Below are 18,298 nucleotides of genomic sequence, written 5' to 3'. Positions count from 1 at the left end.
TCTTTCCATTAACTTTATGCTATAATTATAACACTATATGAAATCGTTGTCAATATTTTTTTGATTATTTTGTTTATTTTTATTTATATCTTTAAAACAAACATTTAAAACAAACACTTTAAACGATTTAATTCTATTCTAAATGTAAAAAAACAGGCCTATTTAAGCCTGTTTCAACATTCTCTTCCTATATTAATGTTCTATAAATAATAAAAAATTATCTTGAAAATTTACTCCTCATCCATGCTCAACACGCTTAGAAAGGCTTCTTGTGGAACTTCTACTGATCCGATAGCTTTCATGCGCTTCTTACCAGCTTTTTGTTTTTCCAGTAGCTTACGCTTACGAGAAACGTCACCACCATAACATTTAGCAAGTACGTTCTTACGAAGGGCCTTGATATCAGTACGAGCCACAATCTTGTGTCCAATAGCTGCTTGAATTGGAACTTCAAATTGTTGACGAGGGATGATTTTCTTAAGTTTATCAACGATGAGTTTTCCACGTTCGTAGGCAAAATCCTTGTGAACGATAAAGCTAAGGGCATCCACCTTGTCTCCATTGAGAAGAATATCCATTTTGACCAGCTTAGATGGACGATATTCTGACAATTCATAGTCAAAACTTGCATAACCACGTGTCGAAGACTTAAGTTTATCAAAGAAGTCAAAGACGATTTCAGCAAGTGGAATTTGATAGATAACATTAACACGGTTATCATCAATATAGTCCATCGTCACAAAGTCCCCACGCTTACGCTGAGCTAGCTCCATCACTGCTCCAACAAACTCTTGCGGTACCATGATTTGCGCTTTAACATATGGCTCTTCAATGGTCGCAATCTTGGTTGGGTCTGGGAACTCAGATGGATTCGACACATCCATAGACTCACCATCGGTCAAATTAACCTTATAAATAACAGACGGAGCTGTCATGATAAGATCGATATTAAACTCACGCTCTAAACGTTCTTGGATAACATCCATATGGAGAAGTCCAAGAAATCCACAACGGAAACCAAATCCAAGTGCCTGAGATGTTTCTGGTTCAAACTGAAGACTAGCATCATTCAGTTGCAATTTTTCAAGGGCTTCACGTAGGTCATTGTACTTGTTTGACTCGATAGGATAGAGACCCGCAAAGACCATAGGATTCATCTGCTTGTAGCCATGTAATGGCTCTGCAGCAGGATTGGTTGCCAAGGTAACGGTATCACCCACACGCGTATCCTGAACTGTCTTAATAGAAGCTGCAATATAACCAACGTCACCAGTCGCAAGAAAATCACGACCAACTGCTTTGGGTGTAAAAATACCGACTTCCGTCACATCAAAGGTCTTGCCATTGCTCATGAGCTGAATCTTATCACCAGGTTTGACCACTCCATCCATAACACGTACTTGGAGGATAACTCCACGGTAAGCATCGTAAACAGAGTCGAAAATCAAGGCCTTCAGTGGTGCCGTCACATCACCTGTTGGCGCTGGCACTTTTTCTACGATTTGCTCAAGAATTTCTTCGATACCAATACCAGCTTTAGCTGATGCTAAGACTGCTTCGCTGGCATCCAAACCAATGACATCCTCAATCTCTGTACGCACGCGCTCTGGATCTGCAGCAGGCAGGTCAATCTTGTTAATAACTGGCATGATTTCCAAATCATTGTCCAAGGCCAGATAAACATTGGCAAGGGTTTGAGCCTCAATCCCTTGGGCAGCATCGACCACCAAAATAGCCCCCTCACAGGCAGCTAGCGAACGTGAAACTTCATAGGTAAAGTCAACGTGCCCCGGCGTGTCAATCAAGTGGAAAATATAAGTTTCCCCATCCTTAGCAGTATAATTCAGCTCGATGGCATTCAACTTAATGGTAATCCCACGTTCCCGTTCTAGATCCATGCTATCCAAAAGTTGAGCTTGCATTTCACGGCTTGAAACGGTCTCAGTCTTTTCCAAAATGCGGTCTGCTAGAGTCGATTTCCCATGGTCAATATGAGCGATAATAGAGAAGTTACGGATCTTCTCCTGTCGTTTCTTCAATTCTTCTAAGTTCATGATTCTCTTCCTTTCAGGGTATCTATTTATTATAAATTGTTTTTGACATTTTGACAAGACCATACCCTGCTAGGAGTACTAATCTTCAGCGACAAAGCCGTCATTTTCGATAAAGTGGTGTTCTGTCATTCCTTGGTCTGTAAAGACAATCCCGTGAAGGACACCACCATAAACAGCTCCTCCATCCATCCCAATCTTGCCATCTTCTGTAGTCCAAAGCTCAGCAGTACCTCGCTCTTGCTTCAGCAAACCATAAACTGGCGTATGACCAAAGACAATGATTTTTCCAGTATGATTTTCTGCTTCATGGAATGGTTTTCTAAGCCAGACTTTTTTATAATCTGTGGTTTCATGCCAGTCATCCAAGGTCAAATCAATACCTGCGTGAACGAAGATATACTTGTCTGTCTCTACCACAAACGGCATTTGACGAATAAATTCGACCAAATCTGCTGCTTCAGTGGCAACACGCTTGGCATCCTCCACTCCATCAACTGGTGCATCCAAGGGACGATCTAGGATAGAGTTAATGGTTGTATCTCCACCATTGCGACGATAATGGTCATAACTTTCTTCTGGGTTATCAAGCCAAGTCAAAAACATATACTCGTGGTTTCCTGACAAACAGATTGCCCCTTGATTGTCCACTAAGTCCTTAACCATCTCTAGAACACGGCGACTATCTTCACCACGGTCAATCAAATCGCCTAGAAAGAGCAACTGGGTCTGACCATCCCATGTTTTGAGAAGGTCTTCTAACATCCCAGCTTTTCCATGAACATCTCCAATTACATAATAGTCTGTCATCTTATTTCTCCCTGTTTCTCAACAATTCTCTGGCTTGCGTCAGGGCTGCTTCCGTCACATCATCACCTGCCAACATCTTGGCAACTTCCTCCACTCGCTCTTCAACCGTCAAAAGACGAACAGTCGAAACCGTTGAATGCTCATTACTAATCTTCTCAATAAAGAATTGATAATCTGCAATCGCAATCACTTGTGGCAAGTGGGAGATAGCTAGAACCTGACCATGTTGGCCAATCTTGTGAATCTTCTGCGCAATAGCTTGGGCAACACGGCCTGAAACTCCCGTATCCACCTCATCAAAGACAATACTGGTCTTGCCTTCTTTACGTGAAAAGGCAGACTTAATAGCTAGCATGAGACGGGATAATTCCCCACCAGACGCAACCTTGACCAAGGGTTTAAAGTCTTCACCAGGATTGGTTGAAATGTAAAACTCGACCATTTCATTGCCCTCACGACTGAATTTGCCCTTGCTAAAACGAACCTGAAACTGGGCTTTTTCCATATAAAGGTCCTGTAGTTCTTGTTTAATCTCAGCTTCGAGCTGCTGAGCCAAATCATGACGAGCAGATGCAAGCTGGCCTGCCAAATCAACAAGATTAACTTCCAATTTTTTAAGCTCTGCTTCCATGTCCTCAGACGAAAGGTTATTACCTGTCAAAAGATTGTATTCTTCCGTAATCTTGGCAAAATAAAGCAAAACATCGTCTACAGTCCCACCATACTTACGGGTAATAGTATGAAGGAGATCCAAACGATTCTCAACCTGCATGAGACGATTGCCATCAAAATCAAGGTCCTCAATGATAGCTTCCAAACGCTTGCTAATGTCTTCTAAAACATAGTAGGTCTCAGACAGAGAGCTTGAAATTTCACGGTATTCAGGGTCGTACTCTTCAACACTTTCCATGTCATTCATGGCTGAACGAACATTAGCCAGACTTGAAAAGTCTTCATTGTCCAACATACTGTAGGCATTGGTCAGTGTATCCGCAATATTTTTATGGTTGAGCAGTTTATCACGCTCTTGATTGAGAGCCAAATCTTCTCCAGCCTGCAAGTTTGCTGCCTCAATCTCTGCCATTTGAAATTCCAACATTTCGATACGTGCCTTGTGTTCTTGTTGGTTTTTCTTGACTTCCAGAACCTGCTTACGCATTTTCCGATAAGCATCAAAACTCGTCTGATAGGTTTCTTTCAAGTCCCAAAAAGCTACGTCACCGAATTCATCCAACATCTGGATATGCAGTTGGGGACGCATTAACTCCTCTTGGTCATGCTGACCATGAATGTCCACAAGATGTTGACCAATAGCACGCAAAACAGACAGATTAACCATCTGACCATTCACACGGCTGATACTACGACCATTTTGCAGAATTTCTCGACGGATGATAATTTCATCACCCATTTCCAAACCTTGCTCATCAAAAATTTCCTGCAAAAGGCGACTATTCTCAACTGAGAAAAGCCCCTCAATCTCTGCCTTTGGAGCACCGTGACGAATAACATCTGTCGTAGCACGAGCCCCCAACATCATATTCATGGCATCAATGATAATCGACTTCCCTGCACCCGTTTCACCAGTCAGGACAGTCATCCCCTTTTCAAAATTGAGGGAAATAGCCTCAATAATGGCAAAGTTTTTTATCGAAATTTCAAGTAACATATAGACCTACCAATTATTTACTTGTTCAAAGATTTCCTCTGCTAGACTTTCACTTCTAGCAATGACTAAAATCGAGCTATCATCCGCCAAACAGCTAAAAATCTTGTCCGAAAAAGTCTCGATTAACTGAGCTTTTACAAAAGCCGTATTTCCAGGAATAACTTGGAGATTGATCATCTTATCCATCAATGCAGCTGACTCAATATTGTCTTCAGACAGTTGCAAACTTTTTACGATTGATTTTGGCAATTCATAGACATAAGTATTGTCTCTCAAAGGAATTTTGACAATCCCCAGTTCTTTGATATCTCGGGATACCGTTGCCTGAGTAGCAGTGATGCCTGCCTCTTTCAAATGTTCTACGATTTCTTCTTGCGTACCGATTTGATAATCTGTCACAAATCGTCTAATTTTTTCAAGTCTCTCTTTTTTATTCATTTTTAAATTGACTATGCGCCCTCTCTACTACTTCTTCAATTTCAGCAAGAACCTGATTGCTTGCTGACTCTTCTTTTTTCAAATACGCTAAAAATTCAATATTTCCATGCCCACCTTGGATAGGAGAAAAGTCCAATCCAAGGACTGAAAAGCCTTCCTTTATTGCCATAGCTGTGACAGATTCAAGGACATTCTGATGGACCTTGGCATCACGAATGATTCCATTTTTCCCAATCTGCTCACGTCCTGCCTCAAACTGAGGCTTAACCAAAGCCACAACCTGACCTTGATATGCCAAGATTCGGTGCAAGGATGGTAAAATCAGACTGAGGGAAATAAAACTCACATCAATACTGGCAAAGCTCGGTTCCTGCTCGAAATCAGTCTTTTCGGCATAGCGGAAATTGAACTGCTCCATGCTGACAACTCGCGGGTCCTGGCGTAGTTTCCAAGCCAACTGATTGGTACCAACATCAACTGCAAAAACTAACTCAGCACCATTCTGCAACATGACATCGGTAAAACCTCCAGTAGAGGCACCGATATCAATCGTTGTAGCTCCTTCCACTGACAAATCAAAGACCTGCAAGGCCTTTTCTAATTTCAAGCCACCACGGCTAACATACTTGAGTTTTTCACCCTTGAATTTTAGCTCGGTGTCGTCTGGGATTTTCTCTCCTGGCTTGTCAAACCGTTCTCCATTCAGGACTGCTACGACTAGACCAGCCATGACACCACGCTTGGCCTGTTCTCGCGTTTCAAACAAGCCCTGTTTATAAGCTAGTACATCCACTCTTTCCTTAGCCATTGATTCTCAAACTTTCTACTACACTTACAATCGATCCTGTTTCAAAGGGAATCTGCTGGGCAATTTCTTCTAATTTTGCATTAGACTGATCCAAAGTCTGGTTACAAAAGGCAATTGCCTCTTCCAAGCCCAATAAGGCTGGATAGGTTGATTTTTCTGCCTGTAGGTCCTTTTGAGGTGTCTTGCCGATTTCCTCAAAACTAGCTGTCACATCTAACACATCATCTCGAACTTGAAAAGCAAGTCCAATCAATTCACCAACAATTTTCAGCTTCACCTGCATTTCAGGTGCCAATTCGGCTATAATAGCAGCTGCTTGGAAGGGATAAGCTAGTAGTTTTCCAGTCTTATTAGCATGAATAGTCTGGAGTTCTTCCAAAGACAAGTGTTGGTGTTCACCCTCCATATCCAAAACCTGCCCTGCCACCATACCCAGACTACCTGAAGCAAGGGATAAGTTGGAAATCAAGTCTACCTTAATCTGACTTGGCAAATCTGCCTGCGCTATCAAAACATAAGGATCTAGGAACAAGGCATCTCCAGCCAAAATGGCCATAGCTTCACCGAATTTCTTATGGTTGGTCAAACGCCCTCGACGGTAATCATCATCATCCATGGCAGGAAGATCATCGTGAATCAAGCTCCCTGTATGAATCATTTCCAAGGCCGCAGCTACCTGCGCGTGAGCAGGTTTGATGGCAATATGCAAGGCTTCCAAAACTTCTAACAAGAGAAAAGGTCGAATACGCTTGCCACCAGCATGAATGGAATAGAGAACAGACTCTCGCAAACTAGAGGCAAACTGCTGGTCTCCATAAAAATCTTCCAAGGCCGACTCGACAAGAGCTAATTTTTCTTGCTTCTTCATTCAAAATCACTTTCTGTTCCGTCTTCTTGCATGACCTTGACCAAGGTCTTTTCAGCCTTGTCCAACGTCGCTTGGAGCTCTTTTGACAAGACCATACCCTTTTGAAAGGCAGTAATCGCATCTTCCAGAGCAATTTCACCATTTTCCAAACTTTGGACAATGGTCTCCAGTTCAGCTAGATTTTCCTCAAATTTCTTTTGTTTTGACATCTTTAACCTCTAATTCTACTCGACCATCCCGCATCAAAAGCGTCACTTGGTCTTTTTTCTTCAAACTCTCAACCGAATCTACAACGGACTCTTCTTTTTTGACAATAGCATAACCACGCGCAACGATTCGGCTGGTATCCAACATGAGCAAGGCTTCCGAAAGTCGTTTCACCTCAGCAACCTTGGCATCATAAACCAGCGCCATTTGGCTACGGAGAAGCTTGTCCAACTGACCTAGACGGTCTTGATAGCGTTGGATTTTGGTAACGGGTGATAATTGTACCAGTCGATGCGTCCTTGCTTGGACTAGCTGTTTATTATCAGAAATCCGTGTTCGCAAACTTTGTTTTAAGCGCAGTTGTAATTGATCTAACCGTTGCAAATAGCCATCATACAAGCGCTCTGGTTGTCTAAAAATAACAGACTGACTGCATTTTTTTAAAGATTCTTGTTTCTTAGATAGGACATTTTGGACTGCTGTTGCCATCCGTTTTTCTTGATTTTGCAAATGAGCTAATAGATCCAACTTGGTCACAGGTGTGGCCAGTTCAGCCGCTGCTGTTGGCGTTGCAGCGCGTCGATCTGCCACAAAATCTGCCAAGGTCACATCCGTCTCATGCCCCACACTAGAAATAACTGGCAAACGAGATTCAAAAATAGCTCGTACCACAATTTCTTCGTTAAAGGCCCAAAGATCCTCGATAGAACCTCCACCACGACCAATAATCAGCAAATCCAAATCGTCCTGTTGATTAGCACGCGCAATATTTCGAGCAATTTCTTCTGCTGCCCCTTCACCTTGCACCTTAGTTGGATAAAGCAGGATATCGATACCTGGAAATCGCCTGCTGACGGTCGTAATAATATCTCGAATAACGGCTCCACTGCGACTGGTCACTACACCAATTCTATTAGAAAATTGGGGCAGAGGTTGCTTGAAACGTTCTTGAAACAGGCCTTCTTCTGTCAATTTTTTCTTGAGTTGTTCAAACTGAATCGCAAGCGCACCAACTCCATCAGGCTCTGCCTTTTCAATGATGATGGAGTAGCTACCACTTGGTTCATAGACCTGCACACGCCCAATCACATTGATCTTCATCCCTTCTTCAAGGTCGAAGCCTAATTTCTGATAAATCCCAGACCAGATGGTCGCTTGAATAACTGCATGGTCATCTTTTAGGGAGAAATATTGGTGAGTAGGTCGTTTACGAAAGTTGGAAACTTGACCAGTTAAATAGACCCGTTCCAAGTAAGGGTCTTTATCGAAATTCATTTTCAGATACTTGGTCAAAGTTGTTACTGATAAATACTTTTCCATCTCCACCTACTATTCATTTTCTTGCTCTTTCATGGGTATTATTATACCAAAAATATGCCTAAAAATCTCCATTTATGTACCATTATGAGAGAAAAATAGAAAAAGGAGGCAAGGCCTCCACGTCTAATTATTTACTATTTCGAGCTTCTTCCAAAATCTTTGCAATTTTGGTCGTCAACAGGTCAATAGCAACTGTATTGCTGACCCCTTCAGGAATGACAATATCAGCATACCGCTTGGTTGGCTCGATAAACTGGTGGTACATGGGTTTGACCACGCCTAGATACTGGTCAATAACGCTATCAAGGCTACGGCCACGTTCTTCCATATCGCGCTTAATACGACGAATAATGCGCACATCATCATCTGTATCCACAAAAATCTTGATATCCATCAAATCGCGCAGGCGCTTGTCCTCCAAGACCAAAATCCCCTCAACGATAAAGACATCTTGAGGATCTTGACGATAGGTCTTGCTGCTTCGTGTATGCTCTGTATAGTCATAGGTCGGGATGTCCACCGGACGCCCTGCCAACAATTCCTTAATCTGCTCGATCATCAAGTCTGTATCAAAGGCAAAAGGATGGTCGTAGTTGGTTTTGACACGCTCTTCAAAGGTCAAATGAGACTGATCCTTGTAGTATGAATCATGTTCAATCATGGAAATCTTTTCATCAGGAAAATGCGATAAAATGGCTCTTGAAACACTGGTCTTACCTCCACCAGAACCACCTGTCACTCCGATAATGATTGGTCTATTTTGCATGCTATCCTCCGTTTTTTTATCCGTGGTCTATTCTATCACATTTTTTACAAAATTTATAGTCTGGTTTTGGATAGTCTAGGGGAAGAATTCAAATCCTACACTCTAATTATACTAGTTAAAAACCTTTCGTGGCTTATAGAGATTATCCCGTTTTTCTAGAATGGCTAGCAATTTGTCATCTTCAAAGGCAGCTAATTCTTGTTCTGTTTGGTCGAGCTCGATAAAACGACCAAAGCGTACTTCTGTAGCCTCTTCTTGAGTTAGGAAAACTTTAACAAGGTCGCCTGTCCCAATCTCTAGAGGATGGAGAAAGTCCAATTGAACAGCCTCCACTTTTTCAGCAATTTCTTCCAAGGTAAGAGCATCTTCTAGTTGCAAACCAGCTGCACTAGTTCGAGTCAGATGTGACATATGAGCCGCATAACCAAGTTTTTCTCCTAAGTCAACTGACAAGGTACGGATGTAAGTCCCCTTACTGCATTTCACACGAAAAGTAAAGCGTGCAAGATGACCCTCATAAGAAATTGGACTTGTTCGTTCAAATTGATAAATGGTCACCTGACGTTCTGGACGCTCCACTTCCTGTCCAGCACGCGCATACTCATAGAGCTTGCGACCATTGACCTTGACTGCCGAATACATAGGCGGAATTTGAATAATAGGTCCTGTCAGACTGGCGATTGCTTCATCAACAAGCTTTTCATCCAAGGGCGATAAAACAGGTGTCTCTGCGACCACTTCCCCACTGGCATCCTCAGTCGTCGTGGAATAGCCGAGAGTAATTTCCCCCTCATAGACCTTGCCCTCGTCCTGCATAAACTCGACCAAGCGTGTCGCCTTGCCAACCGCAATCGGTAAAACACCAACTACATCCGGATCCAAGGTCCCACCATGACCAATTTTCTTGGTTCCCAAAATCTTACGCAGTTTAAAAACCGCATCATGCGAGGTCATCCCCGCTTCTTTTTTTAAGTTGATAATACCGTTCATTTTTGCTTTCTAATTCCCTTTTCAGTGCTTCAAATTTCGCTTTCATGGTTGGATTTTTTCGAGTCAATTTTTTAACTGAAACATCTTCCAACTTATTGTTAGCAAGGCGAAGTTGGTTTTCAGATGTTGTCAGGAATTTCTTAACTTCTTCCATGCGTTTGATGGCCTTGTCGATTTCATCAATAGCTTTGCCAAAGTTGGTCGAAGCAGAGTTGTAGTTCTTGGCAAAGGCTAGTTTAAAGGCATCCAAGTCTTCCTCAAAATGTGTGATATCAATATTTTGCTCCCGAACCAAGGCCAACTCTTGCTTGTATTTTAGGGAATTAAGCGCCGCATTACGCAAGAGCCCAATCAACTGAATAAAGAATTGAGGACGAACCACATACATCTTTTCATACTCGTGGCTGACATCAACAATCCCCGTATTAAAGTAGTCATTATCGGCCTCAAGCATAGTCACCAAAACCGCATACTCACAGTTCTTCTCCCGACGGTCCTTGTCCAATTCCTTGTAAAAATCTGCATTCTTGTGCTTCTTCTCTGTTCCGTCCGCTTCATTTTTCATCTCAAACATGATGGAAATGATTTCAACTCCATTTTCATCACTCTCACGGAAAATAAAGTCCCCCTTAGACCCACGCGCTGAAACCTTATTATCCTTCTCAAAGTAAGCATTTGGAAAGGCAAAACTGCGGACCTTGTTAAACTCACTTTCCGCATACTGTTCCAGACTTTCCCCGATAGCTTTTGTAGATTGTTGGGCTTTGAAATTCTTATAGAACTCGACCTGTTCACTAGCTGCCTTGAGCTGTGCTTCATAGTTTTGTTTAACAGAAGCAAGAGAAAGCTCATTTTCTTTTTCTTGTAAGAGAAGCTGGTTTTTGACCTGATCTCGTTCTTTTTCTAGGTCAGAAAGGGTCTTTTGTAGCTGATTTTCATGTTCCAAACGCACGGTCGCCAATTGATTTTCCAAGGCCTGTACTTCCTTGTCCTTAGCCAATAGTGCCTCATGGCTTATCTGTTCAACCTCTTTCTTGGCCAATTCTTTCTCTGTATCAAAGTTTTGGATTTGACTCTGTAATTGCGCAATTTCTTGGTCTTTTTGAGCTAGTTTAGACTGTTGTTCATTCATGGCCTTTTGCTCAGCCAAAGCCAGTTCCTGCTTCATGCGATCCTGTAGTTCCTTATCAAACTCTGCTGTTCTCACTTGGGACAAAAGTTCGGCATACTGGCTTTCATTTACTGTAAAGACTTCCCCACAGTTGGGACATTTGATTTCGTTCATATCGTTCCTCTTTCTAGACTTCTGTAACCATTATATCATGCCTAAGGGAAAATCAAAAACAGTGAGTCGAAACCCACTGTTTATCTTCTTTTACTTTAAATTTTTTCCAAGGCCAAGCGCAAGTCCTCAATCAAATCATCTACATTTTCAAGTCCGATAGACAAGCGAATTTGGTTTGGTGTGACACCTGCTGCTTCTAGGTCTTTTTCTGACAATTGACCGTGAGTGGTTGTTGCTGGATGGACAACAAGCGATTTAGCATCTGCCACGTTTGCTAGGTCAGAAAAGATTTCTAAATGATCAATAACCTTGCGTGCTTCTTCCTCGCCACCTTTGACATGGAAGGTAAAGATTGAGCCCACACCTTTTGGCAAGTATTTCTCAGCCAAGGCATGATAAGGACTATCAGCCAATTTTGGATAGTTAACTTTTTCTACCTTAGGATGGTTGACAAGGAAATCAACAATTTTCTCTGCATTTTGTACATGACGTTCCACACGAAGTGAAAGGGTTTCAAGTCCTTGGAGCAAGAGAAAGGCATTAAATGGTGACAAGGCTGCACCTGTATCACGGAGCAATTGAACACGGACAGCTATAATAAAGGCTGCTGCACCGACATCACGAGTATAGCTCAAATTGTGGTAGCTTGGGTCTTCCTCAACAAATTGAGGGAATTTCCCTGAAGCCGCCCAGTCAAAACGACCGCTATCGACAATCACTCCACCAATAGTCGTACCATGCCCACCGATAAACTTAGTCGCAGAATGAATGGCAATATCTACGCCGTGAGAGAAGACGTTAATCAAATAAGGTGTAGCAAATGTATTGTCAGAAACAAGTGGAATCTGATGCTTATGAGCAATCTCTGCCAATTTTTCCAAGTCTGGAATGTTAATCAAGGGGTTGCCCAAGGTTTCAATCAAGACAAGCTTGGTATTATTATTGATTGCTGCTTCTACTTCCTCCAAATTATCCACATCGACAAAGGTTGTTGTGATCCCATAACGAGGAAGGGTTTCTTTCAAAAGATTGAAGGTTCCACCGTAAATAGTCGAAGCAGCCACTACATGGTCACCTGCATGGGCAAGCGCTAAAATCGTATAAGTCACTGCAGCCATACCTGATGCTGTTGCAAGAGCTCCAACACCACCTTCAAGAGCAGCAATTCTTTCTTCAAAGGCAGCTGTTGTAGGATTGGTGATACGAGTATAAATGTTGCCTGGTTTTCTCAAGGCAAACAAATCGGCACCTTCCTGCGTGTCATCAAAAACGAAGGATGTTGTTTGATAAATCGGCACTGCACGAGACTTAGTAGCTGGATCCACAACTTGACCAGCATGTAGTTGCAAAGTTTCAAATTTAAAATCACGAGTCATAAGGTGACCTCCATATAGTTTCATTAAGGATATTCTAGCACTGTCGGCCTATCTTGACTAATACCTCTTTTCTATATTTTGATATAAGGAGTGGCTATTACTTCTTACAAAATTGAAAAAAGCACGACTCAATCGTGCTCATTTTCTTAATCTACATAAGTATCTTCGTTTTTATTGAGGAAGGCATATGGAAGACCCATCAAGAGGCCGCCTCCGATAAAGTTTCCAATGAAGGTTACTCCCCAGTGACGGAGCATATTTCCAACACCGAAGTTAGCAATAGTATCAGCAGCAACACTGAATTTCACAATCGCGAAAGAAGCAAAGTTCGCCGCAATGTGCTCGTTTGTTAAGAATACAAACATGTAAATAGCTGACAACACAAGCCAAAGTTTGGCACCACCATCTTTGACCAAAACAAATGACAGAATCGCAATATTTACGAAAATATTTGCCAAAATCGCCTCAAGCAAGATTAATTCATTTGAACGGCCTAACTTCATCTCAACAACCCCTGAGATGAAACTATCGTGTGTCAGATGTGCATAAGCTGCTGAGTGGGCAAAGCCCCAACCTGCTATCAAAGCCCCGATAAGGTTAAACAAGGTACAGTAAAGTAAAATCTCAGCTGTTTTTCTCCAAGAGATTTTTTTCAAGAAACTACCAGCAGTCAAGAACATCATATTTGATGTTACCAACTCGGCATTCAAGAAAACAATGTAGGCCAATCCCCAAGCAAAGACAAATGGGAAGAGGAAACGTCCACTACCTGGTGCAATTTTATTAATCAAGTCAGCCCCAACTGCACCAGCAGCAGTACTGAAGGTCAAAAATGCACCTGCAAACATGGAACGAATCGCATACTTAAATTTGCTTTGACTATAAAGACTTTCTTTCTTCTTGCAAGCAAATTCAATCTTTGAGATAAATTCTGAAGAAACCATAATAAACTCCTAAAAATTTTTACCTGATAATTATATCACAAACTTTAGGTTTTAGGAAGCGTTTTCCGCATTTCATAAAAGTTTATTTTTATGAAAATCTTAAAAAATCAGTGAAATCCATGATTTCACTGATTTGTATTAATAAAATTGTTTATATGGTTGATTGAAAGCTGTTAGGATTTCATCAGATGTTTGTGAATAATCTTTTGTTTCTTTCAAATCGCCTTTTACAATAATACGTTCTGTAGCAGCAAGGTCTTCACAGGTTACTAATGTAATCTCATTGACCCCATCTCTATCATCAACTTCATCAACACGATCCGGTGTAACACGTTTGACTTCACGTATTTCATAAGTATAAACTTTATTTTTATCGGTTAGATAAATCTTCATACCATTTTTAGCGTTATCCAAAGGAGAAAATAATATTTTATTAGCATTATTGACACCAAAAATATGATGACTAGCTAGACTATAATTTCCTTTCCCCATCACTTGATCGCGTTTCATCGTACCAGCACCATAGAAGAGATTGACATTATCCAGCCCTTTAAAAATTGGTAGATTCATTTCTAATTCAGGGACTGCAATTCCGCCGATAACTGGTAATTTTTGAGCATCCCATTGAGAAGCTAGAACCGCTTCAGAAGAGATAGCATTGACAGAATCAAAATCAAAATTTCCTTCTGTATCCTGATTTTCTTCTATTTTTTCTTTTGATACCTGACTAACTTGGTACTTATTGGTATTCCAAACTATGAAAATATCACGAATTTTAGCATTAAAAATCAAAGCAATTGATAGTAGTATCAGAAATCCTGCTAGAATATTTGTCAGTAGATTTTTTCGTTTGTTTTTCTTCTTATTATTTTTTTGAGACATTATGCTTCACCTTCAGTTTCATTTTCTGTCCCAACTTCTTCTTTTTCTGCCGCTGCAACCGTAGTAAAGGTCACAATTTTAGCATCTTGATCCAGACGCATTACTTTAACTCCCATAGTTGAACGCCCTGTTTGTGAAATATTGGCAACATTGGTTCGAATCATGACACCTGTATCAGTGATAATCATCAAGTCTTCATCACCTTTCACAGTCAAGAGACCTGATAGAGGACCATTTTTCTCAGCCACATTAGCCGTCTTCATCCCTTTACCACCACGACCTTTTGTTGGATATTCAGTCGCGACTGTACGCTTACCATATCCTTTTTCAGTAATGATAAGAACCTCGTCCTGGTCTGTAATCACACTAGCACCAACAACTGTGTCTCCGTCACGAAGGTTAACACCTTTCACACCAGTGGCGATACGACTCATGCCACGAACAGTTGATTGATTAAAACGAACTGCATAACCAAACTTGGTACCAATGATAATATCCGTATCTTCTTCCGTCAACAAGACATTAATCAACTCATCTTCATCCTTGAGGTTCAAAGCCTTGAGACCATTCTGACGAATGTTAGCAAATTCCTTGACGCTGGTTCTCTTCACAATACCATGACGGGTTGTGAAGAAGAGGTAAGCATCATCGCTGCGTTCAGACTCAACATTGATAATAGTCTGAATACTTTCGCTTTCATCCAATTTCAAGAGATTAACTACTGGTAAACCTTTGGCCGTCCGACCATACTCAGGAATTTCATAACCCTTCAGGCGATAGACACGTCCTTTATTTGTAAAGAAGAGTAGGTGATCATGGGTGCTAGTCGACACTAACTCTCGGACAAAATCGTCATCCTTAACACCTGTTCCTTGAACACCACGACCACCACGTTTTTGAGCAGTAAATTCAGCTTGGTCCAGACGTTTAATGTATCCCTTGTTAGAAAGCGTAATCAAGACATCCGATTCTTCAATCAAATCCTCATCTTCAAGACTCAAGACTTCACCCACCATCAACTCTGTACGACGTTGGTCGCCAAACTTACGCTTAACTTCGTCTAATTCATCTTTAATGATTTGAGAAACACGTTCTGGCTTAGCAAGAATATCCGCCAAATCCGCAATCAGAGCCAACAAGTCATCATACTCAGACTGAATCTTATCGCGTTCCAAACCTGTCAAACGACGAAGGCGCATGTCTAGGATAGCCTGACTTTGACGTTCAGAAAGCTTAAACTTGCTCATCAACTCGGCTTGAGCTTCTTCGTCTGTTTCACTAGCACGGATGATACGAATCACTTCGTCGATATGGTCTAGCGCAATCAAGAGACCTTCTAAGATATGCGCACGCGCTTCCGCTTTTTCCTTATCAAAACGTGTCCGACGAACAACTACTTCTTTTTGGTGCTCGATATAAGCATCCAAAATCTGACGAAGAGACAAAATCTTCGGTACACCATTTTGAATCGCCAACATATTAAAACCAAAATTGGTTTGCATCTGGGTCATCTTGAAAAGATTATTGAGGATAACATTTGCAGAGGCATCACGTTTGACCTCGATAACAAATCGCACACCTTCTCGGTTAGATTCATCACGAACCGCTGTGATCCCCTCAATGCGTTTTTCCTGAACCAAACGAACAATATGCTCATGCACCTTGGTTTTATTGACCATGTAAGGAAATTCCGTTACAACGATGCGCTCACGGCCAGTCTTAGTTTCTTCAATTTCAGTACGAGAACGAAGGACAATAGAACCTTTACCTGTTTCATAAGCCTTATGAATGCCTGATTTCCCCATGACAAGAGCACCTGTTGGAAAATCTGGACCAGGCAAGACTTCCATCAAGTCCTTGGTAGTCACTTCAGGATTGTCCATGACCAACTTCACTGCATCAATGGTTTCACCCAAGTTATGAGGAGGAATGTTGGTAGCCATCCCAACAGCAATACCAGTTGCTCCATTGACCAAAAGGTTTGGAAAGCGCGCTGGCAAGACCAAGGGTTCACGTTCATTGGCATCATAGTTATCGACGAAATCAACCGTATTTTTATTGATATCACGAAGCATCTCTAGAGCAATCTTGCTCATACGTGCCTCAGTATAACGCTGGGCGGCAGCACCATCACCATCCATGGAACCAAAGTTTCCATGACCATCTACAAGCATGTAACGGTAGCTCCACCATTGAGCCATACGGACCATGGCTTCATAAATAGAGGAATCCCCGTGTGGGTGGTATTTACCCATGACGTCCCCTGTAATACGAGCAGATTTTTTATGGGGTTTGTCTGGAGTAACACCCAATTCATTCATTCCATAGAGAATCCGACGGTGAACAGGTTTCAAGCCATCTCGAACATCAGGAAGAGCCCGCGCTACGATAACACTCATGGCGTAATCGATAAAACTCGTCTTCATCTCCTTTGTCAGATTGACATTCACTAAATTTCTATCCTGCATTAATAAATGCCTCATTTCACTATTAGTAATTAACTATATTATACCATAATGTCCGCTATATTTCAGGTATCTAAAATCGCTAAAACGTTTACATCAAGAACTGCAAAGCATATCCGTGACAAAGCTTTTTAAAAGTGATAAAATTAAAATAACTGGGGAAATCCCTGAATAAAATTAAGGAGATGTTTAGAATAATGACTTCAACTAAACAACACAAAAAAGTTATCCTTGTCGGTGATGGTGCTGTAGGTTCTTCTTACGCTTTTGCACTGGTTAACCAAGGAATTGCACAAGAGCTTGGAATTATCGAAATTCCACAATTGCATGAAAAAGCTGTTGGAGACGCACTTGACCTTAGTCACGCCCTTGCCTTCACTTCACCTAAAAAAATCTATGCAGCTCAATACTCTGACTGTGCAGACGCTGACCTTGTTGTGATCACTGCAGGTGCGCCTCAAAAACCAGGTGAAACTCGTCTTGACCTTGTGGGTAAAAACCTTGCTATCAACAAATCAATCGTAACTCAAGTTGTTGAATCAGGTTTCAAGGGTATCTTCCTTGTTGCTGCTAACCCAGTTGACGTCTTGACTTACTCAACTTGGAAATTCTCTGGATTCCCTAAAGAACGTGTTATCGGTTCAGGTACTTCACTCGACTCAGCTCGTTTCCGTCAAGCACTTGCTGAAAAATTGGATGTGGATGCTCGTTCAGTACACGCCTACATCATGGGTGAACACGGTGACTCTGAGTTCGCTGTTTGGTCACACGCTAACATCGCTGGTGTAAACCTTGAAGAATTCCTTAAAGACACTCAAAATGTTCAAGAAGCTGAATTGATTGAATTGTTCGAAGGTGTTCGTGATGCAGCCTACACAATCATCAACAAAAAAGGTGCAACATACTACGGTATCGCAGTAGCCCTTGCTCGTATCACTAAAGCAATCCTTGACGATGAAAACGCAGTACTTCCACTTTCAGTATTCCAAAAAGGTCAATACGGAGTTGAGAACGTCTTTATCGGTCAACCAGCTGTTGTTGGTGCACATGGTATCGTTCGTCCAGTAAATATCCCATTGAACGACGCAGAAACTCAAAAAATGCAAGCATCTGCTAAAGAATTGCAAGCTATTATTAACGAAGCATGGAAAAACCCAGAATTACAAGCTGCTTCTAAAAACTAATTTAGATAGGAATAACTCCTTGAGTCATCAGGGAGTTATTTTTTTCTGTATTTGAACTAAACATTTTATGAAGTTTACGTAAAAGAACAACATAACTTTAAAAGCTATCATGTCACAGTTTGGGCATAAATCCGAAAACTACCAATTAGATCTATACTCACGTTACAAAAAGTCTGTAGCAAGCAGTGCTTGACGCACTTGATATTGATACCATCGCATTGAGTAGAAAATAAAA

At 41.5% G+C, this 18,298-nt stretch carries 16 protein-coding genes; 1 reads left to right on the top strand and 15 read right to left on the bottom strand.

Annotation, left to right across the window (positions count from 1 at the left end; all coding sequences use genetic code 11):
- Positions 1 to 230: 230 nt before the first annotated feature.
- The 15 genes from lepA to gyrA all read right to left on the bottom strand — a co-directional run bounded on the left by lepA (position 231) and on the right by gyrA (position 16,882).
- The gene (gene lepA, locus SMI_RS05150) at positions 231 to 2,054 is read right to left on the bottom strand and encodes a translation elongation factor 4 (RefSeq protein ID WP_001047207.1); all 1,824 of its coding nucleotides are present in this window, start codon (positions 2,052 to 2,054) and stop codon (positions 231 to 233) included.
- A 78-nt stretch (positions 2,055 to 2,132) separates the two neighbouring features.
- A complete protein-coding gene (locus SMI_RS05145) occupies positions 2,133 to 2,861 on the bottom strand; it encodes a metallophosphoesterase family protein (RefSeq protein ID WP_000133353.1) in 729 nt (242 codons plus the stop codon).
- A 1-nt stretch (position 2,862) separates the two neighbouring features.
- On the bottom strand, positions 2,863 to 4,530 hold the full coding sequence (gene recN, locus SMI_RS05140; protein WP_000923602.1) for a DNA repair protein RecN: 1,668 nt from the start codon (positions 4,528 to 4,530) through the stop codon (positions 2,863 to 2,865).
- A 6-nt stretch (positions 4,531 to 4,536) separates the two neighbouring features.
- A complete protein-coding gene (locus SMI_RS05135; RefSeq protein WP_001034404.1) occupies positions 4,537 to 4,968 on the bottom strand; it encodes an arginine repressor in 432 nt (143 codons plus the stop codon).
- Positions 4,961 to 5,776, bottom strand: coding sequence for a TlyA family RNA methyltransferase (locus SMI_RS05130; protein WP_001041048.1), 816 nt, complete (start codon positions 5,774 to 5,776; stop codon positions 4,961 to 4,963). The genes SMI_RS05135 and SMI_RS05130 overlap by 8 nt, the downstream gene beginning before the upstream one ends.
- On the bottom strand, positions 5,769 to 6,644 hold the full coding sequence (locus SMI_RS05125) for a polyprenyl synthetase family protein (RefSeq protein ID WP_000743795.1): 876 nt from the start codon (positions 6,642 to 6,644) through the stop codon (positions 5,769 to 5,771). Before SMI_RS05125 ends, SMI_RS05130 begins: the two co-directional genes overlap by 8 nt.
- Positions 6,641 to 6,853 (bottom strand): exodeoxyribonuclease VII small subunit, encoded by a 213-nt coding sequence (locus SMI_RS05120; RefSeq protein ID WP_000043230.1) that lies wholly within the window; start codon positions 6,851 to 6,853, stop codon positions 6,641 to 6,643. The genes SMI_RS05125 and SMI_RS05120 overlap by 4 nt, the downstream gene beginning before the upstream one ends.
- On the bottom strand, positions 6,831 to 8,171 hold the full coding sequence (xseA, locus tag SMI_RS05115) for an exodeoxyribonuclease VII large subunit (RefSeq protein WP_000417503.1): 1,341 nt from the start codon (positions 8,169 to 8,171) through the stop codon (positions 6,831 to 6,833). The genes SMI_RS05120 and xseA overlap by 23 nt, the downstream gene beginning before the upstream one ends.
- 127 nt (positions 8,172 to 8,298) lie before the next feature.
- Positions 8,299 to 8,937 carry a uridine kinase gene (gene udk, locus SMI_RS05110; RefSeq protein WP_001181374.1) on the bottom strand — a complete coding sequence of 213 codons (639 nt, stop codon included), beginning with the start codon at positions 8,935 to 8,937 and terminating at the stop codon, positions 8,299 to 8,301.
- Between the two features lie 111 nt (positions 8,938 to 9,048).
- Complete coding sequence (gene truB / locus SMI_RS05105) at positions 9,049 to 9,927, bottom strand: tRNA pseudouridine(55) synthase TruB (protein ID WP_001013232.1); 879 nt, start codon at positions 9,925 to 9,927, stop codon at positions 9,049 to 9,051.
- Positions 9,878 to 11,212: a DUF2130 domain-containing protein gene (locus SMI_RS05100; RefSeq protein WP_001002646.1), complete on the bottom strand. Its 1,335-nt coding sequence runs from the start codon at positions 11,210 to 11,212 to the stop codon at positions 9,878 to 9,880. Before SMI_RS05100 ends, truB begins: the two co-directional genes overlap by 50 nt.
- Before the next feature lie 95 nt (positions 11,213 to 11,307).
- Positions 11,308 to 12,588: an O-acetylhomoserine aminocarboxypropyltransferase/cysteine synthase family protein gene (locus SMI_RS05095; protein WP_000196324.1), complete on the bottom strand. Its 1,281-nt coding sequence runs from the start codon at positions 12,586 to 12,588 to the stop codon at positions 11,308 to 11,310.
- Between the two features lie 146 nt (positions 12,589 to 12,734).
- Positions 12,735 to 13,532: a formate/nitrite transporter family protein gene (locus tag SMI_RS05090; protein ID WP_000254775.1), complete on the bottom strand. Its 798-nt coding sequence runs from the start codon at positions 13,530 to 13,532 to the stop codon at positions 12,735 to 12,737.
- Positions 13,533 to 13,670: 138 nt separating this feature from the next.
- Positions 13,671 to 14,414 (bottom strand): sortase SrtA, encoded by a 744-nt coding sequence (srtA, locus tag SMI_RS05085; protein ID WP_000078841.1) that lies wholly within the window; start codon positions 14,412 to 14,414, stop codon positions 13,671 to 13,673.
- A complete protein-coding gene (gene gyrA, locus SMI_RS05080) occupies positions 14,414 to 16,882 on the bottom strand; it encodes a DNA gyrase subunit A (protein WP_001154041.1) in 2,469 nt (822 codons plus the stop codon). Before gyrA ends, srtA begins: the two co-directional genes overlap by 1 nt.
- Before the next feature lie 194 nt (positions 16,883 to 17,076).
- Here gyrA and SMI_RS05075 point away from each other — a divergent pair, with 194 nt between their 5' ends.
- A complete protein-coding gene (locus SMI_RS05075; RefSeq protein WP_000204730.1) occupies positions 17,077 to 18,063 on the top strand; it encodes an L-lactate dehydrogenase in 987 nt (328 codons plus the stop codon).
- Positions 18,064 to 18,298: the final 235 nt, after the last annotated feature.

The sequence above is a fragment of the Streptococcus mitis B6 genome (assembly GCF_000027165.1).
GTDB lineage: Bacteria > Bacillota > Bacilli > Lactobacillales > Streptococcaceae > Streptococcus > Streptococcus mitis_AR.
Note: the sequence above shows the minus strand (reverse complement) of the source record. Positions and strands in the feature narration are given on the sequence as shown.